17 protein-coding genes are annotated in these 19358 nt (G+C 42.5%); 13 read left to right on the forward strand and 4 right to left on the reverse strand.

Annotated elements, in window-relative coordinates; genetic code table 11:
- Positions 1 to 9 precede the first annotated feature (9 nt).
- The 7 genes from pnp to ADI86_RS09655 all read left to right on the forward strand — a co-directional run bounded on the left by pnp (position 10) and on the right by ADI86_RS09655 (position 7672).
- Positions 10 to 2223 carry a polyribonucleotide nucleotidyltransferase gene (pnp, locus tag ADI86_RS09625; protein ID WP_049532798.1) on the forward strand — a complete coding sequence of 738 codons (2214 nt, stop codon included), beginning with the start codon at positions 10 to 12 and terminating at the stop codon, positions 2221 to 2223.
- A gap of 15 nt (positions 2224 to 2238) precedes the next feature.
- Positions 2239 to 2856 carry a serine O-acetyltransferase gene (cysE, locus tag ADI86_RS09630; RefSeq protein WP_049532800.1) on the forward strand — a complete coding sequence of 206 codons (618 nt, stop codon included), beginning with the start codon at positions 2239 to 2241 and terminating at the stop codon, positions 2854 to 2856.
- Positions 2857 to 2867: 11 nt separating this feature from the next.
- Entirely contained in the window at positions 2868 to 3752 is an 885-nt protein-coding gene (locus ADI86_RS09635) for a GNAT family N-acetyltransferase (RefSeq protein WP_049532802.1), read from the forward strand.
- 81 nt (positions 3753 to 3833) lie between these two features.
- A complete protein-coding gene (cysS, locus tag ADI86_RS09640) occupies positions 3834 to 5177 on the forward strand; it encodes a cysteine--tRNA ligase (RefSeq protein ID WP_049532804.1) in 1344 nt (447 codons plus the stop codon).
- On the forward strand, positions 5170 to 5556 hold the full coding sequence (locus ADI86_RS09645) for a Mini-ribonuclease 3 (protein ID WP_049532805.1): 387 nt from the start codon (positions 5170 to 5172) through the stop codon (positions 5554 to 5556). The genes cysS and ADI86_RS09645 overlap by 8 nt, the downstream gene beginning before the upstream one ends.
- 3 nt (positions 5557 to 5559) lie before the next feature.
- Positions 5560 to 6429 (forward strand): helix-turn-helix domain-containing protein, encoded by an 870-nt coding sequence (locus ADI86_RS09650; protein ID WP_049532806.1) that lies wholly within the window; start codon positions 5560 to 5562, stop codon positions 6427 to 6429.
- Positions 6430 to 6541: 112 nt separating this feature from the next.
- Positions 6542 to 7672, forward strand: coding sequence for an ABC transporter ATP-binding protein (locus ADI86_RS09655; protein ID WP_049532807.1), 1131 nt, complete (start codon positions 6542 to 6544; stop codon positions 7670 to 7672).
- A 113-nt stretch (positions 7673 to 7785) separates the two neighbouring features.
- Here the strand turns inward: ADI86_RS09655 and ADI86_RS09660 are convergent, their stop codons facing one another.
- Genes ADI86_RS09660 through ADI86_RS09675 form a run of 4 tightly spaced genes read right to left on the reverse strand, consistent with a single transcriptional unit; the run spans position 7786 to position 10708 of the window.
- A complete protein-coding gene (locus ADI86_RS09660) occupies positions 7786 to 8445 on the reverse strand; it encodes an amino acid ABC transporter permease (RefSeq protein ID WP_049532809.1) in 660 nt (219 codons plus the stop codon).
- A 9-nt stretch (positions 8446 to 8454) separates the two neighbouring features.
- Positions 8455 to 9132 carry an amino acid ABC transporter permease gene (locus ADI86_RS09665; RefSeq protein ID WP_049532811.1) on the reverse strand — a complete coding sequence of 226 codons (678 nt, stop codon included), beginning with the start codon at positions 9130 to 9132 and terminating at the stop codon, positions 8455 to 8457.
- Between the two features lie 12 nt (positions 9133 to 9144).
- Positions 9145 to 9939 (reverse strand): transporter substrate-binding domain-containing protein, encoded by a 795-nt coding sequence (locus ADI86_RS09670; RefSeq protein ID WP_080983227.1) that lies wholly within the window; start codon positions 9937 to 9939, stop codon positions 9145 to 9147.
- Positions 9940 to 9949: 10 nt separating this feature from the next.
- Positions 9950 to 10708 carry an amino acid ABC transporter ATP-binding protein gene (locus tag ADI86_RS09675; RefSeq protein WP_049532812.1) on the reverse strand — a complete coding sequence of 253 codons (759 nt, stop codon included), beginning with the start codon at positions 10706 to 10708 and terminating at the stop codon, positions 9950 to 9952.
- Positions 10709 to 10884: 176 nt separating this feature from the next.
- Between ADI86_RS09675 and recJ the strand changes: the two genes are divergently transcribed.
- The 6 genes from recJ (at position 10885) to ADI86_RS09705 (ending at position 19323) form a co-directional block, all read left to right on the forward strand.
- A complete protein-coding gene (gene recJ / locus ADI86_RS09680; protein ID WP_049532833.1) occupies positions 10885 to 13107 on the forward strand; it encodes a single-stranded-DNA-specific exonuclease RecJ in 2223 nt (740 codons plus the stop codon).
- A 178-nt stretch (positions 13108 to 13285) separates the two neighbouring features.
- On the forward strand, positions 13286 to 14947 hold the full coding sequence (locus ADI86_RS09685; RefSeq protein WP_049532814.1) for a ribonuclease J: 1662 nt from the start codon (positions 13286 to 13288) through the stop codon (positions 14945 to 14947).
- 68 nt (positions 14948 to 15015) lie between these two features.
- On the forward strand, positions 15016 to 15795 hold the full coding sequence (locus ADI86_RS09690; protein ID WP_049532817.1) for an alpha/beta hydrolase: 780 nt from the start codon (positions 15016 to 15018) through the stop codon (positions 15793 to 15795).
- A 130-nt stretch (positions 15796 to 15925) separates the two neighbouring features.
- On the forward strand, positions 15926 to 17146 hold the full coding sequence (locus ADI86_RS09695; protein WP_049532819.1) for an aminoacyltransferase: 1221 nt from the start codon (positions 15926 to 15928) through the stop codon (positions 17144 to 17146).
- Between the two features lie 4 nt (positions 17147 to 17150).
- Positions 17151 to 18383 (forward strand): peptidoglycan bridge formation alanyltransferase MurN, encoded by a 1233-nt coding sequence (murN, locus tag ADI86_RS09700; protein WP_049532821.1) that lies wholly within the window; start codon positions 17151 to 17153, stop codon positions 18381 to 18383.
- Positions 18384 to 18621: 238 nt separating this feature from the next.
- Positions 18622 to 19323 (forward strand): M57 family metalloprotease, encoded by a 702-nt coding sequence (locus ADI86_RS09705; protein WP_049532822.1) that lies wholly within the window; start codon positions 18622 to 18624, stop codon positions 19321 to 19323.
- Positions 19324 to 19358 lie beyond the last annotated feature (35 nt).

A 19358-nucleotide genomic window follows, 5' to 3' on the forward strand; every position in this document is an offset into this window, starting at 1 on the left:
GGGATTAAAATGACAAAACAAGTGTTTCAAACGACTTTTGCGGGTCGTGAGTTAATTGTAGAGACTGGTCAGGTTGCCAAGCAGGCAAATGGCTCTGTTGTCGTTCGTTACGGTGAGTCAACTGTCTTGACTGCAGCCGTTATGTCTAAGAAGATGGCAACTGGGGATTTCTTCCCTCTTCAAGTCAACTACGAAGAAAAAATGTATGCGGCTGGGAAGTTTCCTGGTGGCTTTATGAAACGTGAAGGACGTCCTTCAACAGATGCGACTTTGACAGCGCGTTTGATTGACCGTCCAATCCGTCCAATGTTTGCGGAAGGTTTCCGTAATGAAGTGCAAGTGATCAACACCGTGCTTTCTTATGATGAAAATGCTTCTGCACCTATGGCAGCTATGTTTGGTTCATCCTTGGCGCTTTCTATCTCAGATATTCCATTTGACGGACCAATTGCTGGAGTACAAGTGGGCTATGTAGATGGTCAAATCATCATCAACCCAAGTCAAGAACAAGCAGAGCAATCGCTTCTTGAATTGACAGTAGCAGGTACCAAGCACGCCATCAACATGGTTGAGTCTGGTGCTAAAGAATTGTCAGAAGAAATCATGTTGGAAGCCCTTCTTAAAGGACACGAAGCAGTCAAAGAATTGATTGCCTTCCAAGAAGAAATCGTTGCTGCTGTCGGGAAAGAAAAAGCAGAAGTAGAATTGCTTCATGTAGATGCTGACTTGCAAGCTGAAATCATTGCAGCCTACAACAGTGACCTCCAAAAAGCGGTCCAAGTAGAAGAAAAATTGGCTCGTGAAGCTGCAACTCAAGCAGTTAAGGACCAAGTTACTGCCGTTTACGAAGAAAAATATGCGGACCACGAAGAATTTGACCGTATCATGCGTGATGTGGCTGAAATCTTGGAACAAATGGAACACGCTGAAGTGCGCCGTTTGATCACAGAAGACAAGGTTCGTCCTGACGGCCGTAAGGTCGATGAAATCCGTCCTTTGGATGCGGTTGTTGACTTCCTTCCTCGTGTGCACGGTTCAGGTCTCTTTACTCGTGGGCAAACTCAGGCTCTTTCAGTCTTGACATTGGCACCGATGGGAGAAACTCAAATCATCGATGGTTTGGATCCAGAGTACAAGAAACGCTTTATGCACCACTATAACTTCCCTCAATACTCTGTAGGGGAAACTGGACGCTACGGTGCGCCAGGTCGTCGTGAGATTGGTCATGGTGCTCTTGGTGAGCGTGCCCTTGCTCAAGTCTTGCCAAGCTTGGAAGAATTCCCATACGCTATCCGTCTGGTAGCAGAAGTCTTGGAATCAAACGGTTCTTCTTCTCAAGCCTCTATCTGTGCGGGAACTCTTGCCCTTATGGCTGGTGGTGTGCCAATCAAGGCTCCAGTAGCGGGTATTGCCATGGGACTTATATCAGATGGTAATAACTACACAGTTTTGACAGATATCCAAGGTTTGGAAGACCACTTTGGAGATATGGACTTTAAGGTTGCAGGTACGCGTGACGGGATTACAGCCCTTCAAATGGATATCAAGATTCAAGGGATTACTGCAGAAATCTTAGCAGAAGCCCTTGCTCAAGCCAAGAAAGCTCGTTTTGAAATCCTTGATGTGATTGAAGCAACCATTCCAGAAGTTCGTCCAGAATTGGCTCCAACTGCTCCGAAAATTGATACCATCAAGATTGAAGTTGACAAGATCAAGATTGTCATCGGTAAAGGTGGAGAAACCATCGACAAGATTATCGCTGAAACAGGCGTTAAGATTGATATCGACGAAGAAGGTAATGTGTCTATCTACTCTAGCGATCAAGATGCTATTAACCGTGCCAAAGAAATCATTGCTGGCTTGGTTCGTGAAGCTAAAGTGGATGAAGTTTACCATGCTAAGGTTGTTCGTATCGAGAAATTTGGTGCCTTTGTCAACCTCTTTGACAAGACAGATGCCCTTGTCCATATCTCAGAAATGGCTTGGACCCGTACTAATAATGTCGAAGACTTGGTAGCTATCGGAGACGAAGTCGATGTTAAGGTTATCAAGATTGATGAAAAAGGACGTGTGGATGCTTCTATGAAAGCTCTTCTTCCTCGTCCTCCAAAACCTGAACGTGATGAAAAAGGTGAGAAGTCTGAGCGTCCTCACCGTCCACGTCATCACAAGGACCACAAACCTAAGAAAGAATATACAGAAACACCAAAAGATTCAGAATAAGAAAAGGAGAAATGTATGAGATGGTGGCGCGAAACCATTGATATCGTAAAAGAAAATGATCCAGCGGCCCGCACCACTTTGGAGGTTTTGCTGACTTACCCAGGTGTTAAGGCCTTGGCGGCCCACCGTCTCTCGCATTTTCTATGGAAGCATGGCTTCAAACTTCTTGCTCGTATGCATAGTCAGTTTTGGCGCTTTTGGACTCAGATTGAGATTCATCCAGGTGCCCAGATTGACTCTGGAGTCTTTATTGACCACGGTTCAGGCTTGGTGATTGGAGAGACAGCGATTGTTGAAAAAGGTGTTATGCTTTACCACGGAGTAACTCTTGGTGGGACAGGAAAAGACTGTGGTAAACGCCATCCGACGGTTCGTAAGGGAGCACTCATATCAGCCCATGCCCAAGTTATTGGACCAGTGGAAATTGGTGAAAATGCTAAGGTGGGAGCAGCCGCGGTTGTTGTGGCAGACGTACCTAGTGATGTGACGGTTGTTGGCATCCCCGCAAAGATTGTCCGTGTTCATGGTAAGAAAGATGAGCCGATTATTCACGAAGTTGAAGAAAAACGGGAGTACTATGTCAATAAACTGGAACAGGCTAAAGATGCCAGTCACAGATCGTCTGGTTTGTAGAGGATATCTATATGATTCAAGCAAGAAACAAGTTAAGCCAAGAGGAGTTATCTGAGGCGAAAAAACTAATTAACTGTTGCCAAGCCTATGATGGAACTTATCGTGATCCCTATCTCTCTAACATGCTTAATTTTGACCCAAACATGCCCGCCTTTTTCCTTTATTATGAAAAAGGCGAACTTGTTGGTTTATTAACTGTCTATGCAGATGACCAGGATGTAGAAGTGACGATACTGGTTCATCCAAATCATCGCCGTCAGGGAATTGCGCGTGTATTGTTTACTAGTTTTGAGAGAGAAACAGCTTCTTTTCCTATTCGTTCAGTTACTTTTCAGACAGAGCGTGTTTTTCTAGACCGCCATCCTGATTTTGTCAGCAATTGGGGACTGGTTGAGGATGAAGAGACAGAAACCTGGTTAGGTAAGGATAGAAGCCCTTATCCGTTAGCAAAACTTTCCAATCTTGAAGTTTTGTTAGCAGATAGTTCGTATCAGAATCAAATTAGTCAATTAAAATTTCAGGCATTCTCAGAGGAACATGAATCTAGAGAAGTTGTGGATAGATATGTCGCTGAAGCTCTGAAAGATCCAGAAAGTCGCCTATATATTTTATTGAAAGATGATCAGGTTATTGGAACGTGCACGGTTGATTTATCGAGCGATACGAATTACTTCTATGGTTTAGCAATATCGGAACCTGAACGTGGGAAAGGCTATGGAAGCTACTTAGCAAAATCCCTTGTCAACCAACTAATTGAGCAAAATGAAAAGGAATTTCAGATTGCAGTAGAAGATAGCAATGTAGGTGCCAAGCGCTTGTATGAAAAAATTGGCTTTGTCAAACAGACTCAAGTGGTTTATCTAAATGAGAAAGGAGCAAGGGATTCCGAAATGTAGAGATATTCGGACTAAAATTCAATTGAACTCTTAGTGATGAAACTAACTGTTCTTGGATTTTAGTTTTCCTGATTATGATTTATGATTAAAATCTATGACACTATGTCTCGTGATTTGCGAAATTTTGTCCCGATTGAGGACGGCAAGGTCAAAATGTATGTTTGTGGGCCAACAGTGTATAACTATATCCACGTGGGAAATGCCCGTTCGACGGTAGCTTTTGATACCATTCGACGTTACTTCGAATACCGTGGTTACGAGGTTGCCTATATTTCCAATTTTACGGATGTGGATGATAAGATTATCAACCGTGCTAAGGAAGAAGACATCACACCTCAGGAAGTAGCGGACAAGTACATCGCTGCCTTTCGTGAGGATGTGACGGCCTTGGGTGTCAAGCCTGCGACTCGCCATCCCCGTGTGGTGGAGTTTATGGCTGATATCATCCGCTTTGTGGAAGACTTGATTGAAAAAGGCTTTGCCTACGAGAGTCAAGGAGATGTCTACTTCCGTGTGGAAAAATCCCACAACTATGCTAAATTGGCTAATAAATCCTTGGAAGATTTGGAGCTGGGTGCCTCAGGTCGAACAGATGAAGAAACGGCTCGTAAGGAAAATCCTGTGGACTTTGCCCTCTGGAAAGCTGCCAAACCAGGTGAGATTTCTTGGGACAGTCCTTGGGGACCTGGTCGTCCAGGCTGGCATATCGAGTGTTCAGTTATGTCAACAGAGATTTTGGGCGATACCATTGATATTCACGGTGGTGGTGCTGACCTTGAGTTTCCTCACCATACCAACGAAATTGCCCAGTCGGAAGCCAAAACAGGCAAGACCTTTGCCAACTACTGGATGCACAACGGCTTTGTCAATATCGACAATGTCAAGATGTCCAAGTCTTTGGGTAACTTTATCACTGTGCATGATGCCCTCAAAACCCTTGACGGTCAAGTGCTTCGTTTCTTCTTTGCGACTCAACACTACCGTAAGCCTATCAACTTTACAGAAAAAGCAGTGCGGGATGCCGAGACCAATCTCAAGTATCTAAAGAACACCTATGAACAACCATTTACTGGAAATGTAGATACTCAAGAATTGCAAGCTTTCCAAGATAAGTTCGTGGCTGCAATGGATGAGGATTTCAATACAGCAAATGGTATCACAGTAGTCTTTGAAATGGCCAAATGGATTAACTCTGGCAACTATGATGCAAGTGTTAAGGAAGCTCTTGCAGCTATGTTAGAAGTTTTTGGAATTGTCTTTGTTGAGGAAGTTTTGGACGCTGAGATCGAAGCTTTAATCCAAAAACGCCAAGAGGCGCGTGCTAATCGTGACTTTGCGACAGCAGATCAAATCCGTGACCAATTAGCTGCTCAAGGAATTAAGCTCCTTGACACCAAGGATGGAGTGAGGTGGACACGTGATTGATGTCAATCTCATTAACGGGATTGCGCTAGCCTTTGAAGGTGATGCGGTGTATTCTATGTATATTCGCCGTCATCTCATTCTTAAAGGTATGACCAAACCCAACAAACTCCACCAAGAAGCGACCAAGTATGTGTCAGCCAAGGCTCAGGCTCGCCTGATTTCTATGATGTTAGAGGAGCAAGTCCTGACGGAAAAAGAAGAAGAAATCTACAAACGTGGTCGTAATACCAATAGCCACACCAAGGCCAAAAATGCCGATGTGGTGACTTACCGTATGTCCACAGGTTTTGAAGCCGTCATGGGCTATCTTCATATGACTGAAAATCTAGAACGTCTTGAGAGCTTGATTTCGTGGTGCATCCAAAAAGTGGAGGGCTAGGACATGATAGCAAAAGAACTACAAGACTGGTTTCCTGAGGCTCAGATTTCAGACCAACCAGTAGAGAAAGAGGGCTATCTCACTCTCCCTTTAGCTTCTCAGCAGTGGATTTTGCTGGAGGAAGCTGGGCTCAGCGAGCGTGAAAAGCAGTTGGTTGCCCTTTTGACCCAGCAGGAGCAGGCTCGTTCGCTCAATCCTTGGTATTCCTATCTGATTGAGGGCAAGGGACAGGCACCACAAACTTTTAAAAAGATTCAGTTGGTTTATTGTCATCTTTCCTATTTTCAGCAGGAAAATCTGGCTTCTTGGTTGGATATGATGCGAACTCTATTTCCTAACTGTCAGACAGTGCTTCAAGTCGGAGCGCAGGACTATGTTTTCGTACTTCAACAAGACAAATACACCTCTGTACGAGCTATTTTAAGTGATACGATTGAAGCGGTTGAGTATGACTTTGGACTGCGTCTCTCTATCATGTTGGGTCAGGTTTGGTCTCAGACAGGACATCAAGCCCTATCAGACTTAATCAAAGCGGAGCGGGATTTGTTTAAGACTTGGTGGCGTCAGGGTCATCAAGGTGTTCATACTTTTTCACAACTCTATCTCTGGAGTCTTGGGGAAGGGCTGGTTGACCATAGAATTATCAAAGAATACTTTCGTCAGTTGATTCTGGATCAAGACCAGATTCAGGAAATCATTCTCTCCCTTTGGGGAAATAGTGCTGTTCTTACTAAAACAGCCCAGCAACTCTATCTGCACCGCAATTCTCTCCAATACAAGATTGATAAATGGGAAGAATTGACAGGGCTTCAGTTGAAGGAGTTGACCGACCTGACTTTGTGTTATCAGTTGATTTTACCAGATATTCTCTAAAGTTTTGTGCAAGTTGCACAGAACTTTTTTATTTTTTTGGTCATCTTGCCATAGAAAAGTAAAGCGTTTTCATCTATAATATAATTATCAAAATACAAAAGGAGTTCACCTCATGGTAGAATTAAATCTTAAAAATATTTACAAAAAATATCCAAACAGCGAACACTACTCAGTTGAAGACTTCAACTTGAACATCAAAGACAAAGAGTTCATCGTTTTCGTAGGGCCTTCAGGGTGTGGTAAATCAACTACTCTCCGTATGATTGCTGGTCTTGAAGACATCACAGAAGGTACTGCATCTATTGATGGCGTGGTTGTCAACGACGTAGCTCCTAAAGACCGTGACATCGCCATGGTATTCCAAAACTACGCTCTTTACCCACACATGACTGTTTATGACAACATGGCTTTCGGTTTGAAATTGCGTAAATACAGCAAAGAAGACATCGACAAACGTGTGCAAGAAGCAGCTGAAATCCTTGGATTGAAAGAATTCTTGGAACGTAAACCAGCTGACCTTTCAGGTGGTCAACGTCAACGTGTGGCCATGGGTCGTGCAATCGTCCGTGATGCAAAAGTATTCTTGATGGACGAACCTTTGTCAAACTTGGATGCTAAACTTCGTGTATCAATGCGTGCTGAAATCGCTAAAATCCACCGTCGTATCGGAGCTACAACTATCTACGTAACTCACGACCAAACAGAAGCGATGACACTTGCAGACCGTATCGTTATCATGTCAGCAACTAAAAACCCTGCTGGTACAGGTACTATCGGACGTGTTGAACAAATCGGTACTCCTCAAGAAGTTTACAAAAACCCAGTTAACAAATTCGTAGCAGGATTTATCGGAAGCCCAGCTATGAACTTCATCAACGTTAAATTGAACGGTGACCACATCGTTGCTGATGGATTTAACTTGAAAGTTCCAGAAGGTGCTCTGAAAGTTCTTCGTGAAAAAGGCTACGAAGGTAAAGAATTGATCTTCGGTATCCGTCCAGAAGATGTGAATGCAGAACCTGCTTTCCTTGAAACATTCCCAGAATCAGTTGTTAAAGCAACGATCTCTGTATCAGAATTGCTTGGTTCAGAATCTCACCTATACTGCCAAGTTGGTAAAGATGAGTTTGTTGCAAAAGTTGATGCACGTGACTACTTGCAAGCAGGTGCAACAGTTGAACTTGGCTTTGACTTGAACAAAGCTCACTTCTTCGACGTAGAAACTGAAAGAACAGTTTACTAAGATAAATGAAAATCAAAGCACTGCTAGAAATCTGGCAGTGCTTTTTGAGGTTGAGCAGAAAAAACTCCTGAGAAATCCCAGGAGAGTTTGATCTGTTTGGGGAGAGTGGCTGTTTATTCTGCAGCTTGTTGCCAACGTTTGGCCAGCATATGTGACAGGCTAGAAATGGCTAGGTTAAAGCTGAAGTAGATGAGGGCAATCAGGATATACAGACTGAAGACCTGCTCTGGTTCGAAATAACGGCCCATGAGAATTTGGCTGGCTCCAAAGAGTTCTTGTAGGGCGATAACAGAGTAGAGAAGACTGGTATCCTTAATCACGGTTACAAACTGAGAAATGATGGCTGGCAGCATTTTACGGATAGCTTGTGGGAGAATGATGTGGTAGAGGATTTGGTCTGATGTAAATCCTTGCGACATTCCTGCTTCGTACTGCCCCTTGTCTACGGCATTGAGACCGCCTCGAATAATCTCAGCCAAGGCTGCTGAGGTAAAGAGAGTGAAGGCTGTAATACCTGCTGGAGTGGACTTCATCTTAAAAACTAAAAAAATAGTGAAAATCCAGAGGAGGTTGGGAACGTTGCGCACAAACTCGATGTAAATGCTGGAGATGATGCGCAAGACAGGATTTTTGCCGTTTCTCATGACGGCTAGAACCGTTCCGATAAGGGTAGAGAGGACGATTGCAATCAGAGAAATGTAGAGGGTCAAGCCAAATCCTTTAAAGATAAAGACTAGGTTATCTGGGGTCAAAACTTCTAAAATGGATTCCATAGTAACCTCCTAAAGTGAATAGGCTTTTTTGTTGGCTTGCTCCATCTTGCGACCAAACTGGGCAACAGGGAAGCATAGAGAAAAGTAGAGAAGGGCAGCACCTAGAAAGGCTGGGATATAGTTTCCGTTAAGAGCCGACCAAGACTTGGTCACAAACATCAAGTCCACTCCAGAGATGATAGCGACTGTAGAGGTGTTTTTGATGAGGTTGACGATTTGGTTGGTCAAAGGAGGGAGAATGATACGGAAGGCCTGAGGCAAGATAATCAAGCGCATGGCATTGATATAGGTAAAACCTTGCGACAAGGAGGCCTCCATCTGACCGCTAGGAATAGACTGAATACCTGAGCGAATGACCTCAGCGATATAGGCACCGTGATAGAGTCCCACGCAGAGTACAGCCGTCCAATAAATCGGAATCATGATGATATGGTCACTGATAAGAGGCAAACCATAAAAAACGATAACAAACTGCACCAAGAGGGGAGTGTTTTGATAAAATTCTACAAAGATACGAGCTAAAATGCGCAAAATTGGACGTTTACTGGTTGACATAGCTCCGAAGAAGATGCCTAAAACCATGGCTAGGATAAAGGATCCAATCGCTAGGGCAAGGGTGAAGAGGAAACCATTGAAAAATTGTCCAAAATCCTGAAAATAGGCTGTCCAAGATGATAAATCTGTCATGGGGTGTCCTCCTTAATCTGCGGTATGGCTAGATGGTTTGAGCTTGTAACGGCCATAAAGTTTCTGCAAACTACCATCCTTGCTCCATTTGGTGATCAAGTTATCGAGATAGTCGTTGAGCTCAGTATTTGATTTCTTGGTAACGATACCGTAGTCAGATGGTTTGAAACTATCATCTAGTAGTACTGTGCGTTTGCTGATGTAGCCAGACAGAATCGAGCGGTCAACGGAAAAGGCATCAATACGGTGAGCATGAAGGGAAGTAATCAATTCTGGGTAGGAACCAAGTTCGACGAATTTAAAGGTCAAGCCTTTCTTTTTACCCAGTTCAGTAATCAGGTGCTGAGTAATGGAACCTTGGGCAACACCGATGGTTTTTCCGTTTAGGTCCTCAATGCTTTTGATTTTGGCAGACTTATTGACCAAAAAGCCAGATGCGTCCGTGTAGTAGGGGCTGGTGAAGTTGTAGAGTTTTTTCCGTTCGTCTGTGATGGTAAAGGTCGCGATATCCATATCGACCTGTTCATTGTCTAGGAGCGGTCCACGGGTTTGTGCGGTAACAGGCACATAGCGAACCTTGACCTTGAGCTCATCAGCTACCATTTTTGCCAAGTCAGTTTCGATACCAGAATAGGTTCCTGTCTTAGGATCCTTGTAGCCAAAATTGGGAACGTCTTGTTTGACACCGACAACTAGCTCGCCTCTTTTTTGAATATCTGCGACACTGGTATCAGCCTGCACTGGTTTTGTAACAGCAAGGCCGAAAAGGCTAATCAATAATGCGGATAAAAAGAATTTCTTTTTCATAGATGCCTCCTTATTTTACTTTGTCACTTTCGTGGTTGATGATTTTGCTGAGGAATTGTCGGGCACGAGGTTCGCTTGGATTGTCGAAAAAGTCATCAACATCTGTCGTATCCACCAAAACTTCTCCATCAGCCATAAAGATGATGCGGTCCGCAACTTCACGGGCAAAGCCCATTTCATGGGTAACGACAATCATATTCATACCATCGTGGGCCAATTTTTGCATAACTGCCAGAACATCGCCGATGGTTTCAGGGTCAAGAGCAGATGTTGGCTCATCAAAGAGGAGGAGTTCAGGATGCATAGCGAGTCCACGTGCGATGGCAATCCGTTGTTTTTGTCCACCAGAAAGCATGGCTGGATAAGAATCTTTCTTGTCCCACATATTTACAAATTCCAGATATTTTTGGGCTGTTTTTTCAGCTTCTTTTTTATCAATTCCTAGAACTTTTACGGGCGCAAGTGTTACGTTTTCTAACACTGTTTTGTGTGGATAGAGGTTGAAATGCTGGAAAACCATACCGACTTCCTTGCGAAGCGGTACTAAATCTTTCTGGCTGGCACCAGCAACTTGGTGACCATTTACTAGAAGACTTCCCTTGTCGATAGCCTCTAAACCATTAATCGTACGGATAAGAGTGGACTTCCCAGAACCAGAAGGTCCAAGGAGGACAACGACTTGCCCTTTTTCAAAACGGAGATTGATGTCGCGGAGTGCATGGTAGTCTCCGTAATATTTTTCGACGTGTTCAAATTCTACTAAAGCCATAAGGAATCTCCTTTGTGTTAGATTTTATAACATGATTCTACACCAAAAGATTTTTCTTGTCAAATCATATCAGAAAAAAGTTAGTAAAATTTTTGTAGAAAGCAATCAGGATAGAGAAAAAGCCTAAATCATGTTATAATGAAGCAATAGAATTCTTAGAAAGAGTGGATGTCTTTTTGATAACACCTACTTATGAATGGCAGTTTGCCCCGCAAGTAGAAGATGCGGATTTTACAAAGATAGCCAAGAAGGCTGGGCTGGGTCCTGAGGTGGCTCGGTTATTATTTGAAAGAGGGATTCAGGACCAAGAAAGTCTGAAGAAGTTTTTAGAACCTTCCTTGGAGGACTTGCACGACCCTTATCTGCTCCATGATATGGACAAGGCAGTGGAACGGATTCGTCAGGCCATTGAAGAAGGGGAAAATATCCTCGTTTACGGTGATTATGATGCGGATGGTATGACTTCGGCTTCTATTGTTAAGGAAAGTTTGGAACAGCTTGGTGCTGAGTGCCGGGTTTATCTGCCCAATCGTTTTACCGACGGTTATGGACCTAATGCCAGTGTTTATAAATACTTTATCGAGCAAGAAGGAATTTCCTTGATTGTGACGGTGGATAATGGGGTTGCGGGTCACGAGGCTATTGAATTGGCCCAGTCTATGGGAGTAGATGTCATTGTGACTGACCACCATTCCATGCCTGAAACCCTGCCTGATGCCTATGCCATCGTTCATCCTGAACATCCAGATGCGAACTATCCTTTCAAATATTTGGCTGGTTGTGGAGTTGCTTTCAAGCTGGCTTGTGCCCTGTTAGAAGAAGTACAAGTGGAATTGCTTGATTTGGTCGCTATTGGTACCATTGCTGATATGGTGAGTTTGACAGATGAGAACCGTATATTAGTTCAATATGGTCTGGAAATGTTGGGGCACACTCAGCGCATTGGTCTACAAGAAATGCTGGACATGGCTGGGATTGCTGCTAACGAGGTGACAGAAGAGACAGTTGGTTTCCAGATTGCCCCTCGTTTGAATGCCTTGGGTCGCTTGGATGATCCTAATCCTGCCATTGATTTGCTGACTGGATTTGACGACGAGGAGGCGCATGAGATTGCCCTTATGATTCATCAGAAAAACGAAGAGCGCAAGGAAATCGTCCAGTCTATCTATGAAGAAGCTAAGACCATGGTGGATCCTGAGAAGAAGGTCCAGGTTTTGGCCAAGGAAGGCTGGAATCCTGGGGTTCTAGGTATCGTGGCTGGTCGTTTGTTGGAAGAACTAGGGCAGACAGTCATCGTTCTCAATATAGAGGACGGTCGTGCCAAGGGTAGTGCTCGTAGCGTGGAAGCGGTCGATATTTTTGAGGCTCTGGATCCTCATAGAGACCTCTTCATAGCCTTTGGCGGCCATGCTGGTGCAGCGGGTATGACGCTGGAAGTTGAGAAACTTTCAGATTTATCTCAGGTCTTGGAAGATTATGTCCGTGAAAAAGGTGCAGATGTTAGTGGCAAGAATAAGTTAAACTTAGATGAAGAGCTGGATTTGGAGACTTTGAGTCTTGAAACAGTCAAGAATTTTGAACGTTTAGCTCCCTTTGGAATGGACAATCAGAAACCAGTCTTTTATATTAAGGATTTTCAGGTTGAAAGTGCCCGTACCATGGGGGCAGGCAATGCCCATCTCAAGCTGAAAATCTCTAAGGGGGAAGCGAGTTTTGAAGTGGTAGCCTTCGGTCAAGGCAGATGGGCGACAGAGTTTTCTCAAACCAAGAATCTAGAGCTGGCAGTCAAATTGTCTGTCAATCAATGGAATGGCCAAACTGCCCTGCAGTTGATGATGGTGGATGCGCGTGTGGAGGGTGTTCAACTTTTTAACATCCGTGGGAAAAATGCAGTCTTGCCAGAAGGGGTTCCAGTCTTGGATTTTGCTGGAGAACTGCCAAATCTGGCGGCTAGTGAAGCTATTGTCGTAAAAACTATTCCTGAAGATATTACTCAGCTGAAGACCATTTTTCAGGAACAGAATTTCTCTGCTGTCTATTTCAAAAATGATATTGACAAGGCCTACTATCTGACGGGGTATGGGACTAGAGAGCAGTTTGCTAAATTGTACAAGACCATCTACCAGTTCCCAGAGTTTGATATTCGCTACAAGCTGAAAGATTTGGCAGCTTATCTCAACATTCAACAAATCTTGCTGGTCAAGATGATTCAAGTATTTGAAGAACTAGGCTTTGTGACGATCAAAGATGGGGGCATGACAGTCAATAAAGAGGCACCGAAGCGGGAAATCGGAGAAAGTCAGATTTACCAAAATCTCAAACAAACCGTCAAAGATCAAGAAATGATGGCGCTAGGTACCGTGCAAGAAATTTATGACTTTTTAATGGAAAAAGAGTAGACGTAGGAAAGAGTTGGGCAACCAGCTCTTTTTTGAAAACGAATCTTCATTTTGAAAATCATCAAAAAAATGGTATAATGGTAGGAAAAGATTCGGCTAAAAGTAATAGTGCTTTTAGAATAAAAATAAAAGGGTAAGTAACCCTATAATCAAGATAAATTAAGCTTTCGGAGGAAAAATGAGTAATATCAGTTTAACAACACTTGGTGGTGTACGTGAAAACGGGAAAAATATGTATATCGCTGAAATCAATGGGTCTATTTTCGTTTTGGATGCAGGTCTGAAATACCCTGAAAATGAACAACTAGGGGTGGACGTAGTCATTCCCAATATGGACTACCTTTTTGAAAATAGTGACCGTATCGCAGGGGTCTTCTTGACCCACGGCCATGCGGATGCCATTGGTGCTCTGCCTTATCTCTTGGCTGAAGCCAAGGTACCTGTATTTGGCTCTGAATTGACCATTGAGTTGGCCAAACTCTTTGTCAAAGGAAATGACACAGTTAAGAAATTCAATGATTTCCATGTCATCGATGAGGATACGGAGATTGATTTTGGAGGAACTGTGGTGTCCTTCTTCCGTACGACCCACTCTATCCCAGAAAGTTTGGGTGTTGTCTTGAAGACAGCTGAAGGTAGTATCGTTTATACAGGTGACTTCAAATTTGACCAGACAGCTAGTGAATCTTATGCGACAGACTTCGCTCGTTTGGCAGAAATCGGTCGTGACGGAGTTCTAGCTCTGCTCAGCGATTCAGCCAATGCAGATAGCAATATCCAAGTGGCTAGCGAAAGTGAAGTTGGGGACGAGATCACTCAAACCATTTCGGACTGGGATGGTCGTATCATTGTTGCAGCAGTAGCCAGCAACCTATCTCGTATTCAGCAGGTGTTTGACGCTGCGGATGCAACAGGTCGTCGTGTGGTCTTGACAGGATTTGATATTGAAAATATCGTCCGTACTGCTATTCGCCTCAAGAAATTGTCTCTAGCTAACGAAAGTCTTTTGATTAAGCCAAAAGATATGTCTCGTTTTGAGGACCATGAGTTGATTATTCTTGAGACAGGTCGTATGGGTGAGCCAATCAATGGTCTTCGTAAGATGTCGATTGGTCGCCACCGTTATGTGGAAATCAAGGACGGTGACTTGGTCTATATCGTAACCACTCCGTCTATCGCTAAAGAAGCAGTCATGGCGCGTGTGGAAAACATGATTTACCAAGCTGGAGGTGTTGTCAAACTGATCACTCAAAGCTTGCGTGTGTCAGGCCATGGGAATGCGCGTGACTTGCAGTTGATGATTAATCTCTTGCAACCCAAGTATCTCTTCCCAATTCAAGGGGAATACCGTGAGTTGGATGCCCATGCTAAGGCTGCTATGGCAGTTGGGATGTTGCCAGAACGCATTTTCATCCCTAAAAAGGGAACCAGCATGGCTTATGAGAATGGGGACTTTGTCCCAGCTGGCGCGGTTTCGGCAGGGGATGTCTTGATTGACGGGAATGCCATTGGTGATGTTGGTAATGTGGTTCTTCGTGACCGTAAGGTCTTGTCAGAGGACGGTATTTTCATCGTAGCAATTACCGTTAATCGTCGTGAGAAGAAAATTGTGGCCAAGGCTCGTGTTCATACGCGCGGATTTGTTTATCTCAAGAAGAGTCGCGATATTCTCCGTGAAAGTTCAGAATTGATTAACCAGACGGTAGAAGACTATCTTCAAGGAGATGACTTTGACTGGGCAGATCTCAAAGGGAAGGTTCGTGATAATCTTACCAAGTATCTCTTTGACCAAACCAAACGTCGTCCAGCTATTTTACCAGTGGTGATGGAAGCGAAATAATCTTTGAAATAAACAGAGAGAAAGTCGAATTTCGGCTTTTTCTTGTCGGAAAATAGAAGGAGAAAATCATGGCAGTAATGAAAATTGAGTATTACTCACAAGTATTGGATATGGAGTGGGGAGTGAATGTCCTCTACCCTGATGCCAATCGAGTGGAAGATCCAGAATGTAAAGATATCCCTGTCTTGTATCTTTTGCATGGGATGTCTGGTAATCATAATAGCTGGCTCAAGCGGACCAACGTAGAACGATTGCTTCGAGGAACTAATCTCGTCGTTGTCATGCCCAATACCAGCAATGGTTGGTATACCGATACCCAATATGGTTTTGACTACTACACGGCTCTAGCAGAGGAATTGCCACAGATTCTGCAACGCTTCTTCCCTAATATAACTAGCAAGCGTGAAAAGACCTTTATCGCTGGCCTCTCTATGGGAGGTTATGGCTGTTTCAAATTGGCTCTTGCTACAAATCGTTTCTCTCACGCAGCTAGTTTTTCAGGCGCCCTGAGCTTTCAAGATTTTTCTCCTGAAAGCCAAAATTTGGGAACGCCAGCTTATTGGAGAGGTGTGTTTGGGGAGATTAAAGATTGGACAGCTAGCCCTTATTCTCTTGAAAGTTTGGCTAAAACATCGGATAAAAAGACCAAGCTATGGGCTTGGTGTGGCGAGCAGGATTTCTTGTATGAAGCCAATAATCTAGCAGTGAAAAATCTTAAAGGACTGGGCTTTGATGTGACCTATAGCCATAGCTCTGGAACTCACGAGTGGTACTACTGGGAAAAACAATTGGAACGGTTTTTAAAAACTCTACCGATTGATTTCAAATTAGAAGAGAGATTGAGCTAATTTTTTATAAATAAACCACCATTTATAGTTATTCTTGGCTTAAAAACATTGATGAAAGTCTATTTTCGCTAGACTTTTTAATCGAAAATAGTAAAATAGTAGAGAGATACTAGTTGAAAGAGAGAAAAATATGTATCGTTATCAGCTTGGGATACCACTATCAGAGTATGATGGTTTTGTAAAAGAACATCCCATGGTTAATCTATTACAAAGCAGTGCTTGGGAAAAAGTGAAATCTGATTGGAATCATGAGAGATTTGGGGTTTATGAAGGGGAAAAATTACTGGCTGTGGCTAGTATTCTCATAAAGTCTCTGCCTTTGGGGTATAAAATGTTTTATATTCCAAGAGGTCCCATATTGGATTACAGGGATACAGAACTTTTAAAGTTTGTCCTGCAGTCTATTAAGTCTTATGCTCGCAGTAAGAAAGCTATCTTTGTGACTTTTGACCCAAGTATTTGTCAATCTCAACATTTGGTCAATCAAGATAAAACAGAATATCCTGAAAATCTTGCTCTTGTTGAGACTTTAGGGCAACTAGGAGTGAAATGGTCTGGGCAGACAGCCGAGATGGATGATACTATTCAACCTCGTATTCAGGCGAAAATATACAAGGAAAATTTTGAAGAAGATAAACTTTCTAAGTCAACAAAACAAGCTATCCGAACGGCTCGAAACAAAGGGCTTGAGGTTCAATATGGTGGACTGGAACTATTAGATTCATTTTCGGAGTTGATGAAAAAAACTGAGAAGCGCAAAGAGATTCATTTAAGAAACGAAGCCTATTATAAAAAATTATTAGATAACTTCAAAGAAGATTCCTATATCACGCTAACGAGTTTGGATGTTTCTAAGCGTTTAAGAGAATTAGAAGAACAGTTAGAAAAAAATAGAGTAGTTGCAGAAAAATTTAATGATGCAACCAAACCTTCAAAAGTTCAGGAAAATATAAAAGAAAAAGAACGTTTAGAAGAGGAAATAGATTTCTTGCAGGGATATATGAATATGGGAAAATCAAACATTCCTTTAGCGGCTACTTTGAGTTTGGAATTTGGTACTACCTCTGTCAATCTATATGCTGGTATGGATGATGATTTTAAACGTTACAATGCACCAATTTTAACTTGGTATGAAACGGCTCGCTATGCCTTTGAGCGAGGTATGGTGTGGCAAAATTTAGGTGGTGTTGAAAACTCTCTCAATGGTGGACTTTATCAGTTTAAGGAAAAATTTAATCCAACGATTGAAGAATATTTGGGTGAATTTACAATGCCCACTCATCCTCTCTATCCTCTGTTAAGACTTGCTCTTGATTTCCGTAAAACATTAAGAAAAAAACATAGAAAGTAAGTATATGGCACTAACTACACTCACGAAAAAAGAGTTTCGTACTTATTCTGATCAGGTTTCTTCTCGTTCCTTTATGCAATCTGTCCAGATGGGGGACTTATTAGAAAAAAGAGGGGCTCGAATTGTTTACCTTGCTTTGAAACAAGAAGGAGAAATTCAAGTTGCAGCTCTGGTTTATAGCTTGCCCATGCTAGGTGGTCTGCGTATGGAGCTCAATTCGGGGCCTATTTATACTCAACAAGATGCTCTTCCAGTTTTTTATGCGGAGTTAAAAGAATATGCCAAGCAAAATGGTGTATTAGAGTTGCTTGTAAAACCTTATGAAACTTATCAAACTTTTGATAGTGAAGGTGATCCAATAGATGTTGAGAAAAAAAGTATTATTCAAGGTTTAACTGATTTGGGTTATCAATTTGATGGTTTGACGACAGGATATCCAGGTGGGGAACCGAATTGGTTATATTATAAGGATTTGACTGATTTAACTGAAAAGAATTTGCTTAAAAGTTTTAGCAAAAAGGGTAAACCCTTGGTGAAAAAGGCTGAAACGTTTGGCATTCGGTTGAAAAAGTTAAAACGTGAAGAACTATCGATTTTTAAGAATATCACAAAAGAAACCTCTGAACGTAGAGAATATAGTGATAAAAGTTTAGAATATTATGAGCACTTTTATGATTCATTTGGAGAACAGGCGGAGTTTCTCATAGCAAGCTTAAATTTTTCGGAGTATATGAGCAAATTGCAAGGTGAACAAAGTAAACTAGAAGAAATCTTGGACAAGTTGCGACTTGATTTGAGTAAAAATCCTCATTCTGAGAAAAAACAAAATCAACTGAGAGAATATTCTAGTCAATTTGAAACTTTTGAAGTTCGAAAAGCAGAAGCGAGAGACTTGATTGAAAAATATGGAGAAGAAGATATTGTTTTAGCCGGGAGTTTATTTGTTTATATGCCTCAGGAAACGACTTACCTCTTTAGTGGTTCCTACACTGAATTTAATAAGTTCTATGCCCCTGCGCTACTTCAAAAATATGTTATGTTGGAAAGTATAAAACGTGGAATACCTAAATACAACTTCCTAGGCATTCAAGGGATTTTTGATGGTAGTGATGGTGTTTTGCGTTTTAAACAGAATTTTAATGGCTACATTGTACGAAAAGCAGGTACTTTCCGTTACCATCCATCGCCTTTAAAATACAAGGCTATTCAATTACTCAAAAAAATATTAGGACGTTAATACTCTTCGAAAATCTCTTCAAACCACGTCAGCGTCCATCTGCAACCTCAAAACAGTGTTTTGAGCTGACTTCGTCAGTCTTATCTACAACCTCAAAGCAGTACTTTGAGCAACTTGCGGCTAGCTTCCTAGTTTGCTCTTTGATTTTTATTGAGTATAAGATAAAAAAGTCAGTATTTAGCTTTCTTTCAGCTTGTTTTAGTAAAATATTCTTTATTTGCTAGAAAGGTGGAAGAATATGCGCTGGCTTTTTCGTTTGATAGGGGCTTTCTTTTCTTTTGTGTGGCGTTTGTTTTGGCGCCTGGTTTGGACAGTTGTTCTCTTATGTGCTCTTGCTTTTGGTTTTCTCTGGTATGTGAACGGGGATTTTCAAGAAGCGCTAAAGCAAGCAGAGCGGTCAGTAAAAATTGGTCAACAAAGCATTGACCAATGGGAAAGAACAGGGCAACTGCCTAAGTTGAACCAGACAGATAGTCACCAGCATTCTGAAGGAAGGTGGCCGCAGGCCTCTGCTCGTATTTACTTGGATCCTTATATGGATTCACGCTTTCAAGAGGCTTATGTAGAAGCAATTCAGAACTGGAATCAAACTGGTGCTTTTAATTTTGAAATTGTCACCGAGTCCAGCAAGGCAGATATCTTGGCTACTGAGATGAATGACGGAGGCACCCCTGTGGCAGGAGAGGCGGAAAGTCAGACCAATCTCTTAACAGGGCAATTCTTATCCGTAACGGTACGTCTGAATCACTATTATCTGTCCAATCCGGATTATGGCTATTCCTATGAGCGCATTGTCCATACAGCAGAACATGAGTTGGGTCATGCGATTGGCTTGGACCATACAGATGAGAAGTCGGTGATGCAACCTGCAGGTTCTTTTTATGGTATCCAGGAAGAGGATGTTGCAAACCTTCGAAAAATATATGAGACCAATGAGTAGGGAACTATCTTTCCCTACTTTTTTGCTATAATGGA

The organism is Streptococcus pseudopneumoniae (assembly GCF_001074975.1).
GTDB lineage: Bacteria > Bacillota > Bacilli > Lactobacillales > Streptococcaceae > Streptococcus > Streptococcus pseudopneumoniae_D.

Bases quoted from the DNA above. Each gene is read 5' to 3' on its own strand.
- ADI86_RS09650 (WP_049532806.1), top strand. From the start codon at position 5,560: ATGATAGCAAAAGAACTACAAGACTGGTTTCCTGAGGCTCAGATTTCA.
- ADI86_RS09665 (WP_049532811.1), bottom strand. From the start codon at position 9,132: ATGACAGATTTATCATCTTGGACAGCCTATTTTCAGGATTTTGGACAA.
- ADI86_RS09660 (WP_049532809.1), bottom strand. From the start codon at position 8,445: ATGGAATCCATTTTAGAAGTTTTGACCCCAGATAACCTAGTCTTTATC.
- ADI86_RS09635 (WP_049532802.1), top strand. From the start codon at position 2,868: ATGATTCAAGCAAGAAACAAGTTAAGCCAAGAGGAGTTATCTGAGGCG.
- ADI86_RS09675 (WP_049532812.1), bottom strand. From the start codon at position 10,708: ATGGCTTTAGTAGAATTTGAACACGTCGAAAAATATTACGGAGACTAC.
- ADI86_RS09685 (WP_049532814.1), top strand. From the start codon at position 13,286: ATGAGTAATATCAGTTTAACAACACTTGGTGGTGTACGTGAAAACGGG.
- cysS (WP_049532804.1), top strand. From the start codon at position 3,834: ATGATTAAAATCTATGACACTATGTCTCGTGATTTGCGAAATTTTGTC.
- ADI86_RS09655 (WP_049532807.1), top strand. From the start codon at position 6,542: ATGGTAGAATTAAATCTTAAAAATATTTACAAAAAATATCCAAACAGC.
- cysE (WP_049532800.1), top strand. From the start codon at position 2,239: ATGAGATGGTGGCGCGAAACCATTGATATCGTAAAAGAAAATGATCCA.
- ADI86_RS09670 (WP_080983227.1), bottom strand. From the start codon at position 9,939: ATGAAAAAGAAATTCTTTTTATCCGCATTATTGATTAGCCTTTTCGGC.
- murN (WP_049532821.1), top strand. From the start codon at position 17,151: ATGGCACTAACTACACTCACGAAAAAAGAGTTTCGTACTTATTCTGAT.
- ADI86_RS09705 (WP_049532822.1), top strand. From the start codon at position 18,622: ATGCGCTGGCTTTTTCGTTTGATAGGGGCTTTCTTTTCTTTTGTGTGG.
- pnp (WP_049532798.1), top strand. From the start codon at position 10: ATGACAAAACAAGTGTTTCAAACGACTTTTGCGGGTCGTGAGTTAATT.
- ADI86_RS09690 (WP_049532817.1), top strand. From the start codon at position 15,016: ATGGCAGTAATGAAAATTGAGTATTACTCACAAGTATTGGATATGGAG.
- ADI86_RS09695 (WP_049532819.1), top strand. From the start codon at position 15,926: ATGTATCGTTATCAGCTTGGGATACCACTATCAGAGTATGATGGTTTT.